24 protein-coding genes are annotated in these 20,701 nt (G+C 67.3%); 5 read left to right on the top strand and 19 right to left on the bottom strand.

Annotation, left to right across the window (positions count from 1 at the left end; genetic code table 11):
- Window positions 1-43: 43 nt before the first annotated feature.
- The 6 genes from QM732_RS10155 to rpsP form a co-directional block, all read right to left on the bottom strand.
- Window positions 44-1,033, bottom strand: coding sequence for a CobD/CbiB family protein (locus QM732_RS10155; RefSeq protein WP_415656042.1), 990 nt, complete (start codon window positions 1,031-1,033; stop codon window positions 44-46).
- 23 nt (window positions 1,034-1,056) lie between these two features.
- Window positions 1,057-1,740, bottom strand: a complete 684-nt coding sequence (locus tag QM732_RS10160; RefSeq protein ID WP_415656043.1) for a CoA pyrophosphatase — start codon at window positions 1,738-1,740, stop codon at window positions 1,057-1,059.
- A gap of 64 nt (window positions 1,741-1,804) precedes the next feature.
- Complete coding sequence (rplS, locus tag QM732_RS10165) at window positions 1,805-2,158, bottom strand: 50S ribosomal protein L19 (protein WP_195793304.1); 354 nt, start codon at window positions 2,156-2,158, stop codon at window positions 1,805-1,807.
- Window positions 2,159-2,281: 123 nt separating this feature from the next.
- The gene (gene trmD, locus QM732_RS10170; RefSeq protein WP_415656044.1) at window positions 2,282-3,034 is read right to left on the bottom strand and encodes a tRNA (guanosine(37)-N1)-methyltransferase TrmD; all 753 of its coding nucleotides are present in this window, start codon (window positions 3,032-3,034) and stop codon (window positions 2,282-2,284) included.
- A 7-nt stretch (window positions 3,035-3,041) separates the two neighbouring features.
- The gene (gene rimM, locus QM732_RS10175; protein WP_415656045.1) at window positions 3,042-3,641 is read right to left on the bottom strand and encodes a ribosome maturation factor RimM; all 600 of its coding nucleotides are present in this window, start codon (window positions 3,639-3,641) and stop codon (window positions 3,042-3,044) included.
- Between the two features lie 6 nt (window positions 3,642-3,647).
- Window positions 3,648-3,911, bottom strand: coding sequence for a 30S ribosomal protein S16 (rpsP, locus tag QM732_RS10180; RefSeq protein WP_415656046.1), 264 nt, complete (start codon window positions 3,909-3,911; stop codon window positions 3,648-3,650).
- 201 nt (window positions 3,912-4,112) lie between these two features.
- Here rpsP and QM732_RS10185 point away from each other — a divergent pair, with 201 nt between their 5' ends.
- Complete coding sequence (locus QM732_RS10185) at window positions 4,113-4,661, top strand: GNAT family N-acetyltransferase (protein ID WP_415656047.1); 549 nt, start codon at window positions 4,113-4,115, stop codon at window positions 4,659-4,661.
- A complete protein-coding gene (locus tag QM732_RS10190; RefSeq protein WP_415656048.1) occupies window positions 4,658-5,089 on the top strand; it encodes a hypothetical protein in 432 nt (143 codons plus the stop codon). Before QM732_RS10185 ends, QM732_RS10190 begins: the two co-directional genes overlap by 4 nt.
- Here QM732_RS10190 and QM732_RS10195 read toward each other — a convergent pair.
- The 10 genes from QM732_RS10195 to murJ all read right to left on the bottom strand — a co-directional run bounded on the left by QM732_RS10195 (window position 5,083) and on the right by murJ (window position 15,268).
- A complete protein-coding gene (locus QM732_RS10195; RefSeq protein WP_415656049.1) occupies window positions 5,083-6,093 on the bottom strand; it encodes an inorganic phosphate transporter in 1,011 nt (336 codons plus the stop codon). The genes QM732_RS10190 and QM732_RS10195 overlap by 7 nt on opposite strands.
- Before the next feature lie 9 nt (window positions 6,094-6,102).
- Window positions 6,103-6,750, bottom strand: coding sequence for a DUF47 domain-containing protein (locus QM732_RS10200; protein WP_415659362.1), 648 nt, complete (start codon window positions 6,748-6,750; stop codon window positions 6,103-6,105).
- 222 nt (window positions 6,751-6,972) lie between these two features.
- Window positions 6,973-8,064, bottom strand: a complete 1,092-nt coding sequence (locus QM732_RS10205; RefSeq protein ID WP_415656050.1) for an SLC13 family permease — start codon at window positions 8,062-8,064, stop codon at window positions 6,973-6,975.
- A gap of 329 nt (window positions 8,065-8,393) precedes the next feature.
- Window positions 8,394-8,870, bottom strand: coding sequence for a 2-amino-4-hydroxy-6-hydroxymethyldihydropteridine diphosphokinase (gene folK / locus QM732_RS10210; RefSeq protein ID WP_415656051.1), 477 nt, complete (start codon window positions 8,868-8,870; stop codon window positions 8,394-8,396).
- The gene (gene pcnB, locus QM732_RS10215) at window positions 8,867-10,408 is read right to left on the bottom strand and encodes a polynucleotide adenylyltransferase PcnB (protein ID WP_415656052.1); all 1,542 of its coding nucleotides are present in this window, start codon (window positions 10,406-10,408) and stop codon (window positions 8,867-8,869) included. Before pcnB ends, folK begins: the two co-directional genes overlap by 4 nt.
- Window positions 10,405-11,073, bottom strand: a complete 669-nt coding sequence (locus QM732_RS10220; RefSeq protein ID WP_415656053.1) for an HAD family hydrolase — start codon at window positions 11,071-11,073, stop codon at window positions 10,405-10,407. Before QM732_RS10220 ends, pcnB begins: the two co-directional genes overlap by 4 nt.
- Window positions 11,070-11,756: a DnaA regulatory inactivator Hda gene (gene hda / locus QM732_RS10225; RefSeq protein ID WP_415656054.1), complete on the bottom strand. Its 687-nt coding sequence runs from the start codon at window positions 11,754-11,756 to the stop codon at window positions 11,070-11,072. Before hda ends, QM732_RS10220 begins: the two co-directional genes overlap by 4 nt.
- Window positions 11,756-12,814, bottom strand: coding sequence for an AI-2E family transporter (locus QM732_RS10230; RefSeq protein WP_415656055.1), 1,059 nt, complete (start codon window positions 12,812-12,814; stop codon window positions 11,756-11,758). The genes hda and QM732_RS10230 overlap by 1 nt, the downstream gene beginning before the upstream one ends.
- A gap of 31 nt (window positions 12,815-12,845) precedes the next feature.
- Entirely contained in the window at window positions 12,846-13,709 is an 864-nt protein-coding gene (locus QM732_RS10235; RefSeq protein WP_415659363.1) for a SirB1 family protein, read from the bottom strand.
- Window positions 13,706-15,268 carry a murein biosynthesis integral membrane protein MurJ gene (gene murJ, locus QM732_RS10240; protein ID WP_415656056.1) on the bottom strand — a complete coding sequence of 521 codons (1,563 nt, stop codon included), beginning with the start codon at window positions 15,266-15,268 and terminating at the stop codon, window positions 13,706-13,708. Before murJ ends, QM732_RS10235 begins: the two co-directional genes overlap by 4 nt.
- A gap of 120 nt (window positions 15,269-15,388) precedes the next feature.
- On the opposite strand from murJ, the gene rpsT reads away from it, so the two are divergent.
- A complete protein-coding gene (gene rpsT, locus QM732_RS10245; protein WP_415656057.1) occupies window positions 15,389-15,685 on the top strand; it encodes a 30S ribosomal protein S20 in 297 nt (98 codons plus the stop codon).
- A 152-nt stretch (window positions 15,686-15,837) separates the two neighbouring features.
- Here rpsT and QM732_RS10250 read toward each other — a convergent pair whose 3' ends face one another.
- On the bottom strand, window positions 15,838-16,710 hold the full coding sequence (locus QM732_RS10250; protein WP_415656058.1) for an alpha/beta fold hydrolase: 873 nt from the start codon (window positions 16,708-16,710) through the stop codon (window positions 15,838-15,840).
- Between the two features lie 65 nt (window positions 16,711-16,775).
- On the bottom strand, window positions 16,776-17,114 hold the full coding sequence (locus QM732_RS10255) for a DUF3579 domain-containing protein (protein WP_415656059.1): 339 nt from the start codon (window positions 17,112-17,114) through the stop codon (window positions 16,776-16,778).
- 151 nt (window positions 17,115-17,265) lie between these two features.
- Between QM732_RS10255 and QM732_RS10260 the strand changes: the two genes are divergently transcribed.
- Together QM732_RS10260 and argF are read left to right on the top strand one after the other, a co-directional pair.
- Window positions 17,266-18,471 carry an aspartate aminotransferase family protein gene (locus QM732_RS10260; protein WP_415656060.1) on the top strand — a complete coding sequence of 402 codons (1,206 nt, stop codon included), beginning with the start codon at window positions 17,266-17,268 and terminating at the stop codon, window positions 18,469-18,471.
- The gene (argF, locus tag QM732_RS10265; protein ID WP_415656061.1) at window positions 18,468-19,430 is read left to right on the top strand and encodes an ornithine carbamoyltransferase; all 963 of its coding nucleotides are present in this window, start codon (window positions 18,468-18,470) and stop codon (window positions 19,428-19,430) included. The genes QM732_RS10260 and argF overlap by 4 nt, the downstream gene beginning before the upstream one ends.
- Window positions 19,431-19,561: 131 nt before the next feature.
- Here the strand turns inward: argF and QM732_RS10270 are convergent.
- Window positions 19,562-20,700 (bottom strand): IS3 family transposase gene (locus QM732_RS10270; protein WP_415656062.1). Its coding sequence is split into 2 segments (ribosomal slippage): window positions 19,562-20,460 and window positions 20,460-20,700, totalling 1,140 coding nucleotides; the frame shifts between segments, so codons are not numbered across the junction.
- Window position 20,701 lies beyond the last annotated feature (1 nt).

Below are 20,701 nucleotides of genomic sequence, written 5' to 3' on the forward strand. Positions count from 1 at the left end.
CGGCCTTTTCTTTCAGGGGAACGACCTGCGCCCGAGCGAGCGCTCAGCCGACCAGATTGGCCAGCGTCAACAGTGCCAGCAGCAACATCCACAGCACCACGGAACGCCAGACCAGGCCGACGACGCTTTGCAGATGGCCCAGTTGGGGCGGTGCACCGGCCGTCGAGCCGGCAGCCCCGGTGGCGTCGGGCTCGGAGCCCGCCTCGAAGGTCTTGCTGCGGTCCGGGGTGATGCCAGGCGCGGCCGCGCCACCGAGCTGCAGGCCGACGGCCCCAGCGGCCGACGCCAGGATGATGCCCTCGTTGGCATGCAGCCAGAGGCTGGCATCACGGCGCCAGCCGTTCACCGCTTCCTCGAAGTTGCCGACGATGGCAAAACCCGTCGCCGTCAGCCGCGCCGGCAGATGGTCAATCCAGCTGAAGGCCTGGCGCGACAAGGCCAGCAGCCGGGTGTTGGTGGGTGCATCCAGCGTGCGGCTCTTGAAGGCCCAGTAGCGGCCGGCGAACTCGGCCATGCGGTAGACCACCGCGCCGGCCGGCCCCAGCCCCAGCGTCGAGAAGACGATGAACCAGAAGAACACGCCGAAGACGTGGCGGTGCGCGGCAAGCAGCGAATGCTCGATGACGTGACGGATCAGCTCCGTGCGCGGCAGCTCGCTCGCGTCCAGGTGGCGCCACTCGGCCAGCAGCTGGCGTGCGGTCGCGTCGTCACCACGCTCCAGTGCATCGCGAATGTCGGTGAAATAGTGGCTGAACTGGCGAAAGCCCAGCGTGAGGTACAGCACCAGCACGTCCATCGCCAGCGCCAGCAGCAGGCTGAAGTGGCGCAGCGTGAGGAAGATCAGCGCAATGACCAGGCCCGGCACGAGGACCGTGATGGCCCACACGACGACGGCATGGTGCTCGTCACCGGCATCGAAATTGCGCCCCGTCCAGCGCACCCAGGCAATGACGGACTGGTGCACCCGGTTGCCATGTCTCAAAGGCTTGAGTTGCTCACACAACAGAGCCAGCAGCACCGCGAAGAAATTCATGGGCGCGGATGATAGTGCCCGGGTCAGACCCTGCTCAGCAAACGGTAGAGGTTGCGCAACATCGCGGCCGTCGCACCCCAGATGAAGTACTCGCGTTCGGGGCCCTGCCAGGGCATGGAGAGGAAGCGCCGCTCGGTCCCCGCGAACTCGAAACGATGATGGCGGTGATGGGCCGGATCCATCAGCCAGGCCAGCGGCACCTCGAAGGCCTCGGCGACCTCGAAGTCGTCCAGCCGCAGCGTGAAGCCGGGCTCGACAAGGGCCACGACCGGCGTGACCTGGAAGGCCGTCACGGTCGAGTAGACGGGCAACTGGCCAATGACCTCGATGTAGCGGCGCGGCAGGCCGATCTCTTCCTCGGTCTCGCGCAGCGCGGTTGCCACCGGCCCATCGTCCTCGGGCTCGACACGGCCGCCGGGAAAACTGATCTGGCCGGCATGGTCGCGCAGATGGTCGGCACGGCGCGTCAGCAGCAGCTTCAAGCCCGTCTCGTGCTGCACGAGGGGTACCAGCACGGCGGCGCCGGCGGGCGGGCGGTCCGAGAACAGCCCCCCATCGCCGGCGTACTCGGGCGTCCAGCCCGACAAGGCTCGCAGCCGATCGCGGACGGCCGCGGCGGTCAGGGCCTCGGCCGGTACGGCGGGCAGGTCGCTGTCGATGCTCGTGACCGGCACGAGCTGGGGCTGGGTGATGACGGGGCGTTTCATGGGCTCAAAACAAAAGCCGCCGAGAGCGTAACCCTGGGCGGCTTGAGTGAAGCAGACGAGCTGCTTAGGCCAGCTTTTCCTTGATGCGGGCCGACTTGCCCGAACGCTCACGGAGGTAGTACAGCTTGGCGCGGCGCACATCGCCACGGCGCTTGACTTCGATCGAGGCGATCAGCGGGCTGTAGAGCTGGAAGGTACGCTCGACGCCTTCGCCGCTGGAGATCTTGCGGACGATGAAGCTGCTGTTCAGGCCGCGATTGCGCTTGGCGATGACGACGCCTTCGTAGGCCTGCACACGCTTGCGGCTGCCTTCAACGACGTTGACGCTGACGATCACGGTGTCGCCGGGGGCGAAGGCCGGGATGGTCTTGTTCAGACGAGCAATTTCTTCCTGCTCGAGGGTTTGGATCAGGTCCATCTGTACTCCTAAGGATCTTGGCGGACCGCTATTTATCGGTTGGGTTTGCAGCTGGAGCCCTTAAGGGCAGCCAGTCCACTCGATCCGCCAGAGGATCGGACAGCCCGCAAGTATAGCCCGGGATTACGGGTTTTGCCTAGATTTGGCCAGGAAGGCCTCGTCGGCCTTGCTCAACCGGCCGGCCGCGCGGGCTGCCGCGATCAGGTCGGGCCGCCTGGCCGCCGTCAGCGCCAGCGACTGCTCGCGGCGCCAGCGCCGGATGTCGGCGTGATGGCCGGACAGCAGCACTGCCGGCACCTCGCGACCATCGGGCAGCACCTCGGGCCGGCTGTAGTGCGGACAATCCAGCAGGCCGTCGGAGAAGCTGTCCTGCTCGTGCGACTTCGCGTCGCCAAGCACGCCGTCCTGCAGTCGCGCGACGGCGTCCAGCAGCGCCAGCGCGGGCAGCTCGCCGCCGGACAGCACGAAGTCGCCCAGGCTGAGCTCCAGCGTCACATGGCGGTCCAGCACGCGCTGGTCTATGCCCTCGTAGCGGCCGCAAAGCAGGACGGCACCCGGGCCGCCGGCCAGTTGCTGCACCAGCAGCTGGTCGATCCGCGCACCGGTAGGCGTGAAATGGATGACGGCGGGCTCCACCTCGCCGCGCTGCGCCTTGACGGCCGCCAGCGCCCGTTCCAGCGGTTCGGCCAACATGACCATGCCGGGGCCGCCACCATAGGTGCGGTCGTCGACGCGCCGGTAGTTGTCCTCGGCGAAATCGCGCAGCGGCCACAGCCGCACGTCGACCTGACGGCTCTCGAAGGCACGCCGCGTGACGCCGTGCGTCAGATGCGGCGCGAACAGTTCCGGAAAGATCGTCAGGACGTCGAAGCGCATGGCGGCGTCAGTAGTCCACGCCCCAGTCGACTCGGATTTGCCGGTCCGCCAGGCTCACGTCGTCGACAAAGGCCTCGACGAAGGGGATCAGCCGTTCCTGGTCCGGCTTGGCCGGCTCTTCGATGCCGGGCGGCAGGATGCGCAGCACCGCATGCGGGCCGGTGTCGATGAGGCCGATGACGCGTCCCAGCACCTGGGACTCGCGGTTGACCACGTCCAGGCCGATGAGGTCGACCCAGTAATACTCGCCATCACCCGTGCGCGGGAAATCGGCCCGCGAGATCCACAGCTCCCAGCCGCGCAGCGCCTCGGCGCCGTTGCGGTCAATGATGCCGTCGGCGCTGGCCACGATGCCTTCACCGTGCTCACGCACGGACAGGAGCTTCAGCGTCTGCCGGCCCGGCTTTGGACCGTCGCTCTTCAGGAACCAGTGCTTGGCGTTGAAGAGGGCATCGCCCTGGTTGGAATAGGCCTGCACCTTGAACCAGCCCTTGACGCCCCACGCATCCAGGATGCGCCCGACCTGGATCAGGTCCTCGGGCCAGGCGGCGTCAGAAGCAAAAGACGGCGCCGAAGCGCCGTCTTTCTGAGGCTTGTTGCCTGCCACGCGCACTTAGGCGGCAGCAGCAACGGCAGCCGTCTTGGCCTCGCCCACCAGGCGGGCGACGGTGGGCGACAGCTGGGCGCCGACGCCGATCCAGTAGCTCACGCGGTCCTGCTCGACGCGCAGCTTCTCTGCGGCGCCAGAGGCGACGGGGTTGTAGAAGCCGACGCGCTCGATGAAACGGCCGTCACGGCGCTGGCGGCTGTTGGCAACGACGATGTTGTAGAAGGGGCGCTTCTTGGAGCCGCCGCGGGCCAGACGAATCACAACCATGATGTTTCCTTAACTGATGATGAGTTGGGCGATCACCGCACCAGGAGACACTCAGGGCGAGCAGATCGAAAAAGCAAAAGACTGCGGCGAGTTACCGCCGGTGTTGCCACCGTCTCTGGCACCGTAGATACGCCGCAGCTCCCCGCGGCCGACACCAGAACTCAGCATTATAAACTCGATCGGATTCGATTCCAGCAAACTATGTCCCAGCCCGCGCCCACCCCTGCCGCCTTGCGAATCCGCCCCAGTACCGAAGCCGATCTGCCCGCCATCCAGGCCATCTATTCCCAGGCCGTGCTGCACGGCACCGGCACTTTCGAGACCGAGGTCCCCGGCGTCGAGGAGATGGGGCGCCGCCGCCAGGAAGTGCTGGGCCGCCAGCTGCCCTGGCTGGTTGCCGAGCGCGACGGGCAGTTGCTGGGCTATGCCTACGCCAACTACTTCCGCCCGCGGCTGGCCTACCGCTTCTGCGTCGAGGATTCCATCTATCTTTCCCCGGCCGCCCAGGGCCAGGGCGTCGGTCGGCTGCTGCTGGCCGAGCTGATAGCCCGCTGCGAAGCAGCCGGCGCTCGCCAGATGCTGGCCGTCATCGGCGATGCCGCCAATGCCGGCTCGGTGGGCGTGCACACGGCACTGGGCTTCGAGCACACCGGCGTGCTCAAGAGCGCCGGCTGGAAGTTCGGCCGCTGGCTGGACGTCGTGCTCATGCAGCGCACGCTGGGCCTGGGCAACGGCGCGGCGGCCGAATGAGCGCGGCCGTCAAGCACAAGGCGGTCGCGACCTGGCTGGCCCTGCTGGTCGGCGTCTTCGGCCTGCACCGCTTCTACCTTCACGGTCTGAAGGACCGCTGGGCATGGGCCTTCCCGCTGCCTACGCTGCTCGGCCTGGCCGGCCTGCAACGCATGAACCATCTCGGACAGGACGATCGTCTGGCCTGGATCTTGATCCCGCTGCTGGGCATCAGCCTCGTTGCAGCACTGCTCGGCGGCATCGTCTACGGCCTGATGCCAGACGAACGCTGGAACGAGCGCTTCAACGGCGGCCGGCCGGCTTCGACGGGCGGCTGGCCCGCCGTCATCGGCGTCGTGCTCTGCCTCTTCATCGGCGGCACGACGCTGATGGCGACCATCGCCTTCAGCGCACAGCGATATTTCGAGTCGCAGGCCAGTGATCAGTAGATCGCGAAGCTGACCCAGTAGCAGACGCCAGCCATCAGCGCGGCGGCCGGGATCGTGAAGATCCATGCCCAGACGATGCTGCCCGCCACGCCCCAGCGCACGGCTGACGCACGCTGCACCGAACCCACGCCCACGATGGCCCCGGTGATGGTGTGCGTCGTCGACACCGGAACACCCAGGGCCGTCGCGACGAACAGCGTGATCGCGCCGCCCGTCTCGGCGCAAAAGCCGCCGACCGGCTTGAGCTTGGTGATGCGCTGACCCATGGTCTGCACGATGCGCCAGCCGCCGAACATGGTGCCCATGCCGATGGCCAGGTAGCAAGCGACGATGACCCAGGTCGGCGGCGCGCTGTCGCCCACGCCCACCATGCCGGCCGCAATCAGCAGCATCCAGATCAGGCCGATGGTCTTCTGCGCATCGTTGCCACCATGGCCCAGGCTGTAGAGGCCGGCCGACACCAGCTGCAGCCGGCGGAACCATCTATCGATGCGCAGCGGCGACTTGTACCGGCAGACCCAGGCGACAACCACCATCATCAGCGAGCCCAGCAAGAAACCCAGCAGCGGCGAGATGACGATGAAGGCCACCGTCTTCCAGATGCCGCCCGCGATCAGCGCCTGCGGACCGGACTTGGCGACGACCGCGCCGGCAATACCGCCGATCAACGCGTGCGACGAGCTGGACGGGATGCCCCAGTACCAGGTGATGCCGTTCCAGGCGATGGCGCCCATCAGCGCGCCGAAGATGACGTGGTGGTCGACCACACCGGGCTCGACGATGCCCTTGCCGATCGTGGCGGCCACGTGCAGCTGGAACACCAGCACGGCGATGACGTTGAAGAAGGCGGCGAACAGCACAGCCTGCTGGGGCTTGAGCACGCCGGTGGAGACGACGGTGGCAATGGAGTTGGCGGCGTCGTGGAAGCCGTTCATGAAGTCGAACAGCAGGGCCAGCACGACCAGCAGGGCCACCACCCAGAAGGCGATCTCAACGGATGCCATGGGAACGGATCAGGAATTCTCGAGGACGATGCCCTCGATCAGATTGGCCACGTCCTCGCAGCGGTCGGAGATGGATTCCAGCTGCTCGTAGATCGCCTTGAGCTTGATGAGCTCGCGCACGTCGGCTTCCTCGCGGAACAGACGCGACATGGCCGAGCGCATGACGCGGTCGGCGTCGGACTCCAGGCGATCGATCTCCTCGCAAGTCTTCAGCGCCGCCTCCGTCGTGGCCGGCTTGCTCAGGTTGGGCAACAGCGTGACGGCATGCTGCACGCGCTCGCAGCAGCGCACGGACAGCGTGCACAGCTGCAGCACCTGCTCCGGCACGGCGCGCACGTCGTACAGCGACAGCGTCTCGGACGAGTCCTGCAGCAGGTCGAGGATGTCATCCATCGCATTGATCAAGCTGTGGATCTGCTCGCGGTCGATGGGCGTGATGAAGGTGCGGTGCAGCAGCCGGTTCACCTCGGCGGTGACGCGGTCGGCGGCATGTTCGGCCTTGTCGACCTCGTCCGCGTACTGCTGGCGCAGCGCCGGGTTGGAATAGTTCTCGATCATCTTCTGGAAGGCGCGCGCGCCTTCCAGGATGAAACCGCCGTGCTCGTTGAACAGCTCAAAAAAATTGCCCTCGCGGGGCAGCAGCTTGCCAAACAACATGGCCATCCTTGGATTTCTGGAAGGCGCGCAGTTTAGCGGGCGCCGTCACGGAATCGTCATCAGGCGGACCTGAAGATGCAGTAGATCGCCCCTCAGGAAAAGGCCGGCGAAGGCGAAATCCAGCCTCGCCGGGAGACGTCGGAGGAACAACGCGGTTACGAGGCGCCCACGCCCGGGCCACCAGGCCGGGCGGCCCCGCGCCCCGCCAACCCGACCCCGGCTTCAGGACAGGAACAGCAGGCCGTACCCAATCACGACCGCCAGCAGCAGAGCGGGTACCGAGTAGCGGTGAAAGGCGATCCAAGACCTGCTGTCGCCGGTCATCCGCAGCGCGATCAGATTTGCCAGCGAGCCGATCATCAATCCGAACCCACCGACATTGACGCTGTACGCCGTCACGCGCCAATCGCTCGAGAACTCGGCCAGCACAATCGCCGCCGGCACGTTGCTGACCAGCTGGCTGGCACCGATGCCCGCGAAGTAAAGATTCTCTGGCTTTTGCAGCGCGAGGCTCAGCATCAGCCGGTTCACCGACTCCAGTCCGGCCAACAGCCTCAGGTCGATGAACATCAGCGCGAACACCAGCAGCAGCCCCCAATCCAGCTCGGCCACCACGCGCGGACGCAGCATCAGGAACAGCAGGAAGACGGCGGCCGTTGCCCATCCCGCCTGATGCATGTCTGTGGCGACCAGGAACGGCACATACAGTGCCAGCGACAGGGCCAGCAGTCTCGAGTCGAGCGCCGATGTCTCATGCTCGAGGGCCTGGAGCGGCCGCGCCTTGAACGCATATGCGGCGAAGGCGAGCAGCAAGACCATCAGGCATGCCACCAGGGGCAGCTGGTGCCAGACGAACTCGTCAAATGGCACGTTGGCGCGCTGCCAGATGAACAGGTTCTGGGGGTTGCCGATAGGAGTCAGAGCGGATCCGGCGTTGACGGCCAGCGCTTCGAAGATGACCATCTTGACGGCGGGCATCCCCGTCAGCCGGCAGATGCCAAGCGTCAAAGGCACGACCACGAAAAGCGCGACGTCATTTGTCAGCACCGTCGAGAGCGCTGCAGCCGTTGCAACGAGGAACAGCGCAACAGCCCGTTCGGTGGCCATGGATTCGATCAGCGTCCGGCCAGCTGAATGAAGCGCGCCGCTGATCTCCAACCCCTTGGTGAGCAAGAGAAGGCCGGTCAAGGCCGCGAGGGTCGGCCAGTCGATCAGCTTCCCGAAGCTCGGGATGCGACCGGGCTGGTAGACGCCAAACGCCACCAATGCGGCCAAGAGCGCCAGGAAGAACCTGTCCTGCACCAGGCCCCGCATCACCCGAGCTGCCACAGCCATCACCGGCAGCGCCCTCTGTCGCCACTGAGCGAGTCGAGCCGTGGCTCGGCTTCCGTCCTCGAAGCCCCCGCGCCCACATCACACTTGCCTGACGACGACCTCACCCGTCGCAGAGCCAAGCCGATCGAGCCAGCGCCGATCGAGCCTGACCGGATGCTAGTCGTTGTCACGATGACGCTTTTCCCTCTGGCACGCCCGTCATCCCCTGCAGAGCATGACGGCGTTGAATAGCAACAGAGCGACGGTCTGCCAGCCGGCGAAGGTCGGGAGCATCTTCCGGTCTCTGGTGGTGCCGGCTTGGCGCCGGGCTAGAGGGACAGCGGCCCGAGCCGCTCGATACGCTGCGCGTGCCAGTCTTCACCGGTCGCAAGGTGCGCCAGCTCCGGCGCGATCTCCAGCAGCGGGCGCAGCACGAAGGCCCGCTGGCCCAGGCGAGGATGGGGGAGCGTGAGCCGCGGCGTGTCCAGCGTCAGGTCGCCATACAGCAGCAGATCGAGGTCGAGCGTGCGCGGCGCGTTCCGGTAGGGGCGTTCCCGGCCGTACGCCAGCTCGATGACCTGCAGCGCGTCCAGCAGTTCAAGCGCAGGCACTGCGGTGTCCAGCGCCGCAACGGCGTTCAGGAAGTCCGGGCCGCCGGCGTCCACCGGCGCGCTGCGCCAGGCGCTGGACAACGCCGCGACGCGGGTGTCGGGCAGCGCGGCGAGTCGCAGCGCTGCTTGTGTCAATGTCGCGTGAAGGTCGGCACCCAGATTGGTGCCCAGCCCGACGTAGGCGCGCGAGCTCACTCGGCAGCAGGCGCCGGCGCGCCGGCGCCCTCCCCGCCTGCGCCCGGCTTGCGGCGGCGGCGACGGCGCTTCTTTGCCGGCGCGTCGGCAGCGGCAGGCTCGGCCTCGTCGCCCGCTGGCGTCTCTGGGCGCGGTGCACGCACGGCGCGCGGCTGCTTTTGCTGTGACGCACGGGCATCGGCCAGCAGCGCCTGACGGTCGTCGTCGCTGCCCAGCGCGAAGTCCTCCCACCAGTCAGCCAGGGCCGGGTCGATCTCTCCCACGTCGGCGCGCAGGCGCAGGAAATCGAAACCGGCCCGGTAGCGCGGCTGCTCGATCAGGCTGAACACGCCGGAGCCGCTGCGACGTTCGAAGCGGGTCTGCATCATCCAGATCTCGCGCATGTCGGCTGCCAGCTTGCCGCGGCCGGAGATGTCGCCGATGCGGGCATCGAAGACGGCATCGATGGCCTGGGCCAGCGCCGGCACCGGCGGCTCGCCGCCGGTGCGGATCTTGGTCCAGCGGTCCAGCACCTCATGCCACAGCATGCAGGCCAGCATGAAGCTGGGGCTGACGCCACGCCCCTCGTTCACGCGGCGGTCGGTGTCCTCGAAGGCCTGGCGCACGAAGTCGCCGCGGATGCCCGCAGGCAGATCGCCGCTCTCGGTCAACATGGCGTCCAGCACAGCGAACACACCGCGGCCCAGGCCCAGCTTCTTCAACTGCGCGAGGCTGGCCAGGGAGTGGCCGGTCTGCAGCAGCTTGATCATCTCGTCGAACAGCCGCGAGGCCGGCACGTTGGCCAGCAGGGACGACGAGGCCTTCACCGGCGCCAGCGTCTTCTTCTCCAGCTCGAAGCCCAGCTTGGCCGCGAAACGCACGGCGCGGATGATCCGGACCGGGTCCTCGCGGTAGCGGGTCTCGGGGTCGCCGATCATGCGCAGCAGCTTGGCCTTGGCGTCGGCCAGGCCGCCGTGGTAGTCCACGACGAGGCGGCGCTGCGGGTCGTAGTACATCGCGTTGACGGTGAAGTCGCGGCGGGCAGCATCCTCGATCTGCGGTCCCCAGACGTTGTCGCGCAGCACACGGCCGCTCGCGTCCACGGCATGCTGCTTGCCGTCGAGCTCGGCCTTGGCGGTCTTCTCGTTGCCATTGACGGACTCAGACTCCGTGGGCAGCGCGCGGAAGGTCGAGACCTCGATCACCTCGTGCTCGCGGCCACGGCCGTAGACGACGTGCACGATGCGAAAGCGCCGGCCGATGATGAAGGCGCGGCGGAACAGCCCCTTGACCTGCTCGGGCGTGGCATTGGTGGCAACGTCGAAGTCCTTGGGACGCATGCCCAGCAGCAGATCGCGCACGGCGCCGCCGACGATGTAGGCCTCGAAGCCGGCGTCCGTCAGCGTCTTGACCACCTTGACGGCGCGCTCGTCGAGCAGCTCGGGGTTGATGCCATGGACCTCGGCGGGAACCTCGACCCGTTTTCCGAGCGGGCTGGTCTTCTTGGCGTTGGCCGCGGCAGGCTTGCCGAGCAGTTTGTCGATGAACTTCTTGATCATGCGAAGAGGTGCAGCTGGGGCCAGCCGCGCTCGGCGGCGACTGCGGCGAGCGAGGGGCTGGGGTTGGTCGCCACCGGGTGGCTGACGCGTTCGAGCAGGGGCAGGTCGTTGGTCGAGTCGCTATAGAAGCTCACGCGCTCGAAATCGTGCCATTGTGCCCCCAGGCCCCGCAGCCAAGCCTCGACGCGCGCGATCTTGCCCTCACGGAAGCTCGGGATGCCATCGATCTCGCCGCTGTAGCCCCCCTGTGCGTCACGTTTCAGGTCGACGGCGATCAGGTGCTCGACCCCGAAAGCCTGGGCAATGGGCGTCGTGACGAAGACGTTGGTCGCGGTGACGATCGCCATCAGGTCGCCCGCCGCACGGTGCTGCTCGACCAGGGCCATGGCCTCGGGCCTCAGCGCCGGGCGCATGACCTCGACCATGAAGCGCTCGCGCATCTCCAGCGCCTCGTCCAGCGGCCGGCGGCGCCAGGCCGACGTCGCGAAGTCGATGTACGCCGGGAGATCCAGCGTCCCGGCGTTGTACTGGGCGAAGAACTCGTCGTTGCGAGCCCCCCAGACTGCACCATCCACCCAGCCCACCTCCACCATGAAGCCACCAAAGGCATGGTCGGAGTCCACTGGGATCAGCGTCCCGTCGAGATCGAACAAGGTCAGATTCATAAGTTGGGGTCGGAGGCGATTTTCTCGTCGGCCAGCATGGCCTTCAACAGCGGCAGCGTCAGTGCCCGCTTGTTGGCCAGCGCGAATTCGTCCAGGCGCTCCAGCAAGGCCATCAAGCCTTTGAGATTGCGCTCGAAGCGTGTCAGCAGATAGGTCAGCACGTCGTCGCCCAGCAGCAGGCCCCGGCGATCCGCCTCGCGGCGCAGCGCTGCACGCATCTCCGCCTCGCGCAGCGGTTCCAGCGCGAAGCTGGGACCCCAGCCAAGGCGGGTGCGCAGATCCTCCCGCACGTCCAGGTCGACGGCCGGCGCATCGGCCGTCGCGACGACGGTGTAGCCCTGCCCCGCCGAAGCGACGAAGAGTGCGAACGCCGCGTGCTGCTGGCCAGCATCAAAGCGCTGACAGTCGTCCAGCAGCAGCAGGCTCTCGTGAGCCGGCAACTCCCAGGGCAAGGCGGTGTCGGCGTCGTACCAGGCGACGCGCTGACCGGCAGCCTGCCAGCGCTCGGCCAGGCCCTGCAGCAGATGCGTCTTGCCAGAGCCGGTCGGCCCCCACAGCAGCACCGGCGGGTCTCCGGGCATCAGGCCCGTCAGGTAGGCCAGGGCCTCGGCATTCGCACCGGGCAGGAAGTTGTCGAAGCTGTGCGCGGGCGGAGCGAGCAGCGCGAGGGGGATCTGGCGCATCAAGTGAACAGCGAACTTGAGAGGTAGGCCCGGTGCAGCCGGCGCGCCGCAACGGCAGCCACGGCCGACAAAGGCAGCGCAATCAGCACGCCGACGAAACCCAGCAAATGGCCGAAGGCCAGCAGCGCGAAGATGACCATGAGGGGGCTCATGCCAATGCGTTCGCCGACGAAGCGCGGCGTCAGCACGAAGCTCTCCAGCAACTGGCCGATGCCGAAAACGACGGCGACCGCCGCGACGCCGTAGAAACTGGCGAACTGCAGCAGGCCGGCCAGCAGCGCAAGCAGCAGCCCCAGGCCGAAGCCCAAGTAGGGGATGAAGACGGCCAAGCCGGTGAACACACCGATGGGCAGGGCCAGGTCGAAGCCGGCGAGCGCCAGGCCCGCGCTGTAGAAGATGGCGAGCACGCCCATGACCAGCAGTTGGCCGCGCAGGTACTGGCCCAGCGTCGCGTCGCACTCCTCAAGGAAGCTGCCGACCGACTCACGCGCCGACAACGGCACCAGGGCCTTCGCGCGCCCGATCAAGCCGGGCCAGTCGTCCAGCAGATAGAAGAGGACGACCGGCAGCAAGACGGCGTTGCCGATGAAGGCAAGCAGGAAGCTGCCGCCGATGCGGGCCGAGCTCAGCACCGTCGACAGCCAGTCCTCGAAATTGGCGTCCAGGTACTTCAGCACGAAGGCCTTGATGCTGGCCGTGTCGAGCTGCATGTAGATGCCGTACTGGGACAGCCAGGGCGAAACCTTGTCGTTGGCGGCCTTGGCCAATACCGGGATCTGCTCGCGCAGGGCCGGCAACTCCTTGCTCAGGATGGGCAGCACCAGAAGCAGCATGGCGAGCAGCGCGAGCGCGAACAGCAGCTCCACAACCAGCACGGCCACCGAGCGCGGCACGCGCCGGTTGACGAGCGCCTGCACGGCCGGCGCCAGCGCATAGGCCAGCACCAGGGCCGCGATGAAGGGGGCCAGCACGGGCGACAGCAGCCAAAGCAGCAGGATGCCGGCGAGTGCGACGCCACCCCAGATCAGGGCGGTGCGTTGGTGCTTGCTGAGCTTCATCATGGGTGGCGGGGCGCGAGGGCGCGGATTGTTACTGAAGCGGCGGCGACCGCTGCCCGATCAGCACGGCCAGGCGGGCGCGCAGCTCAGCCGCGTCGGAGGCATCACCGTGTGCAGCCAGGTAGAAGGCCAGGTCGTCGGCCGCCGCCGCGTGGTCGCCCAGCGCATCCAGCACCAGGCCGCGATCACGCCGCTCGGCCGCGTCGCCCGGCAGCAGCACGACGAGGCGCCGCTGCACGGCCAGCAGGCGCGGCCAGTCGCGCGCAGCGCGATGCACCTCTTTCAGGTTGCGCAGCATCCGGGCCAGGATCTGGCGCGGTGTCGCGGCGCGCAGGAAGAACTCCAGCGGCAACTCCAGGTCCGCCGGCAGCCCGCTGCCATGGCGGTAGACGGCCAGGCGCTCATCCAGGCGCGCAGCCGACAGCGCCTCACCCGTGAAGGGATCGATGACGACCTCGCCAAGCCCCATCCGGCACTTGACGAGGAAATGCCCCGGAAAAGCCACGCCCGAAGCGCGCAGGCCCGCCTGCTCGGCCAGCTCCAGCAGCAGCACGGCCAGCGTGATGGGAATGCCGCGCCGCGTCTCGAGCACCCGATGGACGAAGCTGTTCTCCGCTGCGTAGTAATTGTTCAGATTGCCCGCGAAGCCGAGCTCGCCATGGAAAAAGCGCGTCAGCAGCCGCAGCCGCTCGGCCGGCACGGTCTCGGGCGTGATGCGCTCACGCAGGCGGCGCGCCAGGCCGTCCACCCGGGCCAGCACGGCCTGAACGTCAAGCCCCGGCTCGTCGTCCTGGGCGAGGCTGACGGCGGCCTCCAGCAGGTTCAGGCTGGCATCCTCCGCCACCAGCGTGGCGAAGTAGTCCAGCGGGGTCGGAGCTGTGTACTTCACGATCAGCCCGGCCGACCCAGCGCCCGGGGCCGCATGCCCGCCAGGAAAAGCACGGCGAAGTAGACGACGGCGCTGCCCGCCAGGCTGGCCGCCATGACCAGGCCGCGCTGGAGCTCGTGCGCGCCCAGCGCAATCCAGTCCAGCCGTGTCGCCAGTTGCCACTGCAGCAGGCCCATGGCCGTGCATGCCAGGACCGCGCGCAGGCCGAAGCCCAGCCAACCGGGCTCGGGACGGTAGCTGCCCAGCTTCTTCAGCCCCCACAGCAGCCAGCCCGCGTTGACCAGCGCACCCAGCCCGATGGACAGCGCCAGGCCGGCGACGCCGATCCATGGCACCAGAAAGAGGTTGAAGCACTGGGTCAACACCAGCACGGCGATGGCGATCTTGGCCGGCGTGCCGGTGTCCTGGCGGGCATAGAAGCCTGGGGCCAGCACCTTGACGGCGATCAGGCCCATCAGCCCCACGCCCCAGCCCATGACGGACTGTGCAGTGTGAGCCACGTCCGTCGCGCCAAAGGCGCCGCGGTGATAGAGCACGGCGGTCAGCGGGACGGCAAAGACCAGCAGCGCTACGGCGCAAGGCAGAGCCAGCAGCACCACCATGCGCAGCCCCCAGTCGAGCAGGCGGCTGTAGCGCTCGCTCGCCCCCGAGGCCTGGGCGGCCGACAGCTGGGGCGTCAACACGGCGCTAAGCGCCACGCCAAGCAGCCCGATGGGGAACTCCATCAGCCGGTCGGCGTAGTTCAGCCAGGACGTTGCGCCCTCGGCCAGATGACTGGATATCTGCGTATTGATCATCAATGACAGCTGGGACACGCCGACGCCCAGCAGCGCCGGCCCCATCATCACCAGCAGCCGGCCGACGCCCGGGTGGGCGCGCGACTCCTGGAAGCCCCGCCAGCTCAGGCGCATGTGAGGCATGGCACCGATGGCACGCAGCGCCGGCCACTGCACCAGCAGCTGCAGCACGCCGCCCAGCATCACGCCGAAGGCCATCGCGTAGATGCCCGGGTAGCCGGCACGCTCCAGCGGCCGGGCCAGCGCCCAGCCGACGGCGATGACACTGAGGTTGAGCAGCACCGGCGTTGCGGCCGGCACGACGAAGCGCCGCCAGGTGTTCAAGATCCCGGCCGACAAAGCCACCAGCGACATGCAGCCGATGTAGGGGAACATGATGCGCGTCATGGTGGCTGACGCGTCGAAGGCCGGTCCCGGCAGGCCCGAGCCAAGCAGCCAGACCAGCACCGGCGCCGCGACGACACCCAGCACCGAGGTCGCCACCAGCGCCCACAGCAGCACGGTTGCAACGGCATCGATGAGGCGCTGCGTGGCCGCCTCCCCTTCGGTCGCCTTGGTCGCCGCCAACAGCGGCACGAAGGCCTGGGAAAAAGCACCCTCGGCGAACAGCCGGCGCAGCAGGTTGGGGATCCGGAACGCGACGAGGAAAGCGTCGGTCATCGCCGTGGCGCCGAACAGGCCCGCCACCATGGTCTCCCGGACAAGGCCGGTGATGCGCGAGGTCAGGGTCAGCAGGGAGATGGTCGACGCAGCGCGCAACAGATTCATGGCGGCGGATTATCTGTGGGGCAAACAGCGCCACTTTTGAAACGCCGCCAAGGTACTTGGCTTTAACCCTGATTACGGGCTATACTCGCTGTCTTTGCACCAACTGGGTATAGATACAGCATGGCAACCAGCTCCAAAGCCAAGAAGAAGACGGTTCGCCTGGCGTCGGGCCGCAAGCGCGCCCGCCAGGACGTCAAGCTCAACGCCGCGAACACCGCGCTGCGCTCCCATTTCCGCACGGTCATCAAGAACGTGCAAAAGGCCGTGACGGCCGGCGACAAGTCCAAGGCCGCCGACCTGTTCAAGGCCGCCCAGGCCGTCATCGACTCCGTCGCCGACAAGGGCATCTTCCACAAGAACAAGGCCGCTCGCCACAAGAGCCGCCTGTCCGCCAAGATCAAGGCGCTCGCCGCCTAAGACCCAATCCAGCTCTGGTGCAAGCAAGAGGCCCGCGAAAGCGGGCCTCTTGCATTTTGCTCGCAGGATTGTGCTTGGCAACGCTGAGCACCTGGACAGCCCCAAGCTGTGCCACGTTCAACGCAATCAGCCTGGGCGGGGGGGCGCCCCCTCTAGTGCCACTCACCCGGCTCAACCCCCTGGATACTGCGGTCCCGCAGCCATTCACCCACCGCCCGCGCCACCCATTGCGGGTCGTCCAGCGGCAGATCGTGACCGGCCTTGGTGTGCAGGCGCAGTGGCGCCCCCCAGGCACGGCTGATGGCCTGGGAGCAGCGCCAGTCGACGAGGCCGTCCGCCTTGCTGCAAAGCAGCAGCATCGGCGCAGCCGGGCGTGTGCGGCTGGCGCGGTAGCGCATGCTCGCCAGCAACTGGCGCGCCGTATTGCGAACGCCCAGCGGATGCTGGCGCTGCAACTCCACCCAGCGGTCGATGACGGCTTGCGGTGGCGTCATCCGCGTCGTCAGGCTGAGGACGCGCTCCTCGCGCATGCGGGCGCTGAAACGACTCAACGACAGCAGCAAGAGACCCAGATAGTTCAACGGCCGCGGCTTGCGAAACAACTCGCTGAAAGGCCGCAGGCTGGGATTGATCAGCACGCCGGCCTCGATCTCGCCCGGGTAGCGGTTGGCCCAGTCGCTCAGCACTGCCGCCCCCAGCGACATGCCAATCAGCGACACCGGCCCGGCGATCCCCTCGCGCCGCAAGGCTTCGCGGCAGGCTTCGACGATGGCCGACACCTGCGTGGGGCTGGCCTGGCGGCGCAGCGAACCGGTGCCTGGCAAATCCAGCATCAGGATCCGGGACGCCGGCTGCAGCGCCCTCAGTTCACGCGACAGATGCTCGGGAAACACGCCCCAATGCCCGCTCGCGCGCGACAGACCGCGCAACAGCACCCAGACTGGCGCACGCTCCGCCGACGCCAGCATGCCCGCAGCAACGCGCGGATCGACGGCGATGGGGTCGACCGGGATGTTTCCAAACATTACCGGCGAGGATAACGGCGGTGCACGCCGTCAGGCCCCCGGGACTCTCGCTAGAACAGGGGGTGTCAGGTGCCGGATTTGCCGCCCGGGCTGTCGGGCAGCAAGCAGGCGTCGGCGACCTGCAGGCTGTTGTCGCGCGCGAAGTTCATGACGAAGTCCCAGGCCATGGGCTCGAGACGCCTGAGTTCTTCGTTGACGACGACGCACTTCACACCGTTGATGACGGTGGGCACGCACAACGGCGAGTAGCCGATGTGGGAGCCGATACCGGGACGCACGCCGCCGGGCCGGAAGCAGGACATCGCGCCAGCCAGTCGCTCCGCCCAGTCGCTCGGGCGGAAGGTGCGTCCATCCAGAGTGATTCCTTGGATGAAGACTTCGCGCGGCGGATGGGCAACGGTCATGGACTGCAGGGCTTCGCGGGTACAGCGGGGTACCGCTGCCAGAAACCGCTATTGTGCCTCGTAGCGGACCCATCTGTTGCGGCGCAGCAAATGTCAGGGCATGGCCCCTAGAATTGAATGTCCACTTTTCCTCAACCCAATCGGAGACCCGATGAACGCTGATTCCCTCCCGTCCGACGCCCATCTGATGCCGACCTACGGCCGCCTGCCCGTTGCGCTTTCGCACGGCCAGGGCTGCTGGGTCTGGGACACGGAAGGCCGACGACTGCTGGACGGCCTCGGCGGCATCGCGGTCAACACGCTGGGCCACAACCATCCGCGCCTGGTGGCGGCGCTGCAGGATCAGGTCGCCAAGCTCATCCACACGAGCAACTACTACCGCGTACCGCTGCAGGAGCAGCTCGCCGACAAGCTCTGCGAACTGTCCGGCCTGGCCAATGTCTTCTTCTGCAACAGCGGTCTGGAAGCCAACGAGGCCGCGCTGAAGATTGCCCGCAAGTTCGGCCATGACCGCGGCAACACCTCGCCCGGTGTGCTGGTCTTCGAAGGAGCCTTCCACGGCCGCTCGATCGCGACGCTGTCCGCCACGGCCAACCCCAAGATCCAGGCCGGCTTTGGCCCGCTGGTGCAAGGCTTCGTGCGCGTGCCGCTCAACGACATCCCCGCCGTCGAGGCCGCGCTGGACGCCAACCCCAACATCACGGCGATCTTCCTGGAGACCATCCAGGGCGAAGGCGGCATCAACCCCGCCCGCGTGGAGTTCCTGCAGGCGCTGCGCCGCATCTGCGACGCCCGCGACCTGCTGCTGATGCTCGACGAGGTGCAGTGCGGCATCGGCCGCACCGGAAAGTGGTTCGCCCACCAATGGGCCGGTATCCAGCCGGACGTGATGCCGCTGGCCAAGGGCCTGGGCTCGGGCGTTCCCATCGGCGCCGTCGTCTGCGGCCCGCGTGCTGCTGGCGTGCTCAAGGCCGGCAACCATGGCACCACCTTCGGCGGCAACCCGCTGGCCATGCGCGCCGGCGTCGTGACACTGGCCGTCATGCAGCAGGACAACCTGCTCGCCAACGCCGAAGCCGTCGGCGCGACGCTGCGCGCTGCGCTGGCCGAAGGCCTGGCCGGTGCGGCAGGCGTCGTCGAGATCCGCGGTCAGGGCCTGATGCTGGGTATCGAGCTGGATCGCCCCGCCGGTGCGCTGCTGACCCAGGCGCTGGAAGCCGGCCTGCTGATCAGCATCACGGCCGACCGCGTCGTGCGACTGCTGCCGCCGCTGATCCTGACGCACGACGAGGCCCGCCAGATCGCTGCCATCCTGGTGCCGCTGATCAAGGCCTTGCTGGCCCAGCCCAAACCATGAAGCCGGGAGATGCACTGATGCGTCACTACCTGCAGTTCAAGGACCTGCGCGCCGAGGAATACGCCCACCTGTTCGACCGCGCCGCGATCATCAAGCGCCGCTTCAAGAACTACGAGAAGTACCTGCCGCTGGCCGACCGCACGCTGGCCATGATCTTCGAGAAGGCCAGCACGCGCACGCGAGTCAGCTTCGAGGCCGGCATGTACCAGATGGGCGGCTCGGTCGTGCACCTGACGACCGGCGACAGCCAGCTGGGCCGCGCAGAGCCCGTGGAGGATTCGGCCCGCGTCATCAGCCGCATGGTCGACATCGTCATGATTCGCACCTTCGAGCAGAGCAAGATCGAGCGCTTCGCGGCGCACTCGCGCGTGCCGGTCATCAACGGGCTGACCAACGAGTACCACCCCTGCCAGATCCTGGCCGACCTGTTCACGTTCATTGAGAACCGTGGCATGGACCGCCGCGGTGCCATCGACATGGACTGCCTCAAGGGTCGCGTCGTGGCCTGGGTGGGCGACGGCAACAACATGGCCAACACCTGGTTGCAGGCGGCGGAGATCCTGGGCTTCACGGTGCACGTCAGCACCCCCAGCGGCTACGAGATCGATCCTGCTGTCGCCGGCATCAAGGACGCCAGCTGCTACAAGGTCTTCAAGGACCCGCACGAGGCCTGCATCGGTGCCGACTTGGTGACCACCGACGTCTGGACCAGCATGGGCTACGAGGCCGAGAACGAGGCCCGCAAGGCGGCGTTCGCGGACTGGTGCGTGGACCAGGACATGATGAAGCGCGCCAAGCCTGATGCCCTCTTCATGCACTGCCTGCCTGCCCACCGCGGCGAGGAGGTGGCGGCCGAGGTCATCGATGGTCCGCAATCGGTGGTCTGGGACGAGGCGGAGAACCGCATGCACGTGCAGAAGGCCCTCATGGAGTACCTGCTGCTCGGCCGGATCGGCTAGCTCCGGACATTAGAAGCCTGCGCTGAACAAATAGTTCTGCTGCTGCGCCAGCCAGACAAACATGTCTGCGCTGGCGCTCTGCAGCCCCTGACCGGGCAGTGCGCTGCCCCCAGGATTCGTAGCACTTCGATCTAGAGCCCAGGGGTTTGCATCGTAGTTGTCGATGCGGGGTTTGGCGCGGTGTCGCCAGCATGCTGGCGACACCGCGCGGCGAACACGGCCGGCGGCACATACCCGAGGGTGCTGTGCGGCCGGTGGTGGTTGTAGTCCTCGCGCCAGTTGTCGATGACGCTGCGCATGTGGCTCAGGCTGGCGAACCAGTGCTGCGACAGGCACTCGTCTCGGAAGCGGCTGTTGAAGCTCTCGATGTAGGCGTTCTGCACCGGCTTGCCGGGCTGGATGAAGCGCAGCTCGACGCCGTTCCTGGCGGCCCATGTCTGCATCGTCCGGCCCGCGAACTCCGGGCCGTTGTCGGTGCGGATCACTTTGGGCAAGCCTCGTTCGGCCTTGACCTGGTCGAGCACCCGCGTGACATACAGCGCGGGTATCGACGTGTCCACGGCGATCTGCACTGCCTCCTTGCTGCAGTCGTCCACCACAGTCAGCGTCTTGACCCTGCGGCCGTTGGCCAGCTCGTCGAACACAAAGTCCATGCTCCACACCTCATCGGGTTGCATCGGGCGCACCAACGGCTGCCGCTCAGGCACGGGCAGCTTCTTGCGCCGGCGCTTGCGCACCATCAGCCCTTCCTCGCGGTAGACCCGGTAGGTGCGCTTGACGTTGATCGTCCAGCCTTCGAGCTGCAGTCGGCTGTGCAGCATGCGGTAGCCGTGGCGGCGATGCTGGCCGGCGAGCTCTGTCAATCGCTCGCGCAGCTGGCCGTTGCCGTCGTCGCGGGGCCGGTAGCGCAGGGTGCTGGCGCTCATGCCCACCAGCTTGAGGGCCCGGCGTTCGCTCCAGCCTTTGTCCTGCAACTGCCGCACAACCTCGCGCCGCGCCGCCACGGCCATCACTTTCCCTTGAGCACCTCGCGCATCGCGTCGATCTCGAGCATCGAGTTGGCCAGCAGCTTCTTGAGCTTCGTGTTCTCCGCCTCCAGCGTCTTCAGCCGCTGCGCGTCCGACACGTTCATGCCGCCGAACTTGGCCTTCCAGGCGTAGTAGCTCGGCTCGCTGAAGCCATGCTTCCTGCACAGCTCCTTGACCGGCAGGCCAGCGTCGGCCTCACGCAGGAATCCAATGATTTGTTCCTCGGTGTATCGCTTCTTCATC

Origin of the sequence: Roseateles sp., from assembly GCF_047654805.1 — a bacterium.
Classification (GTDB): domain Bacteria; phylum Pseudomonadota; class Gammaproteobacteria; order Burkholderiales; family Burkholderiaceae_C; genus Pelomonas.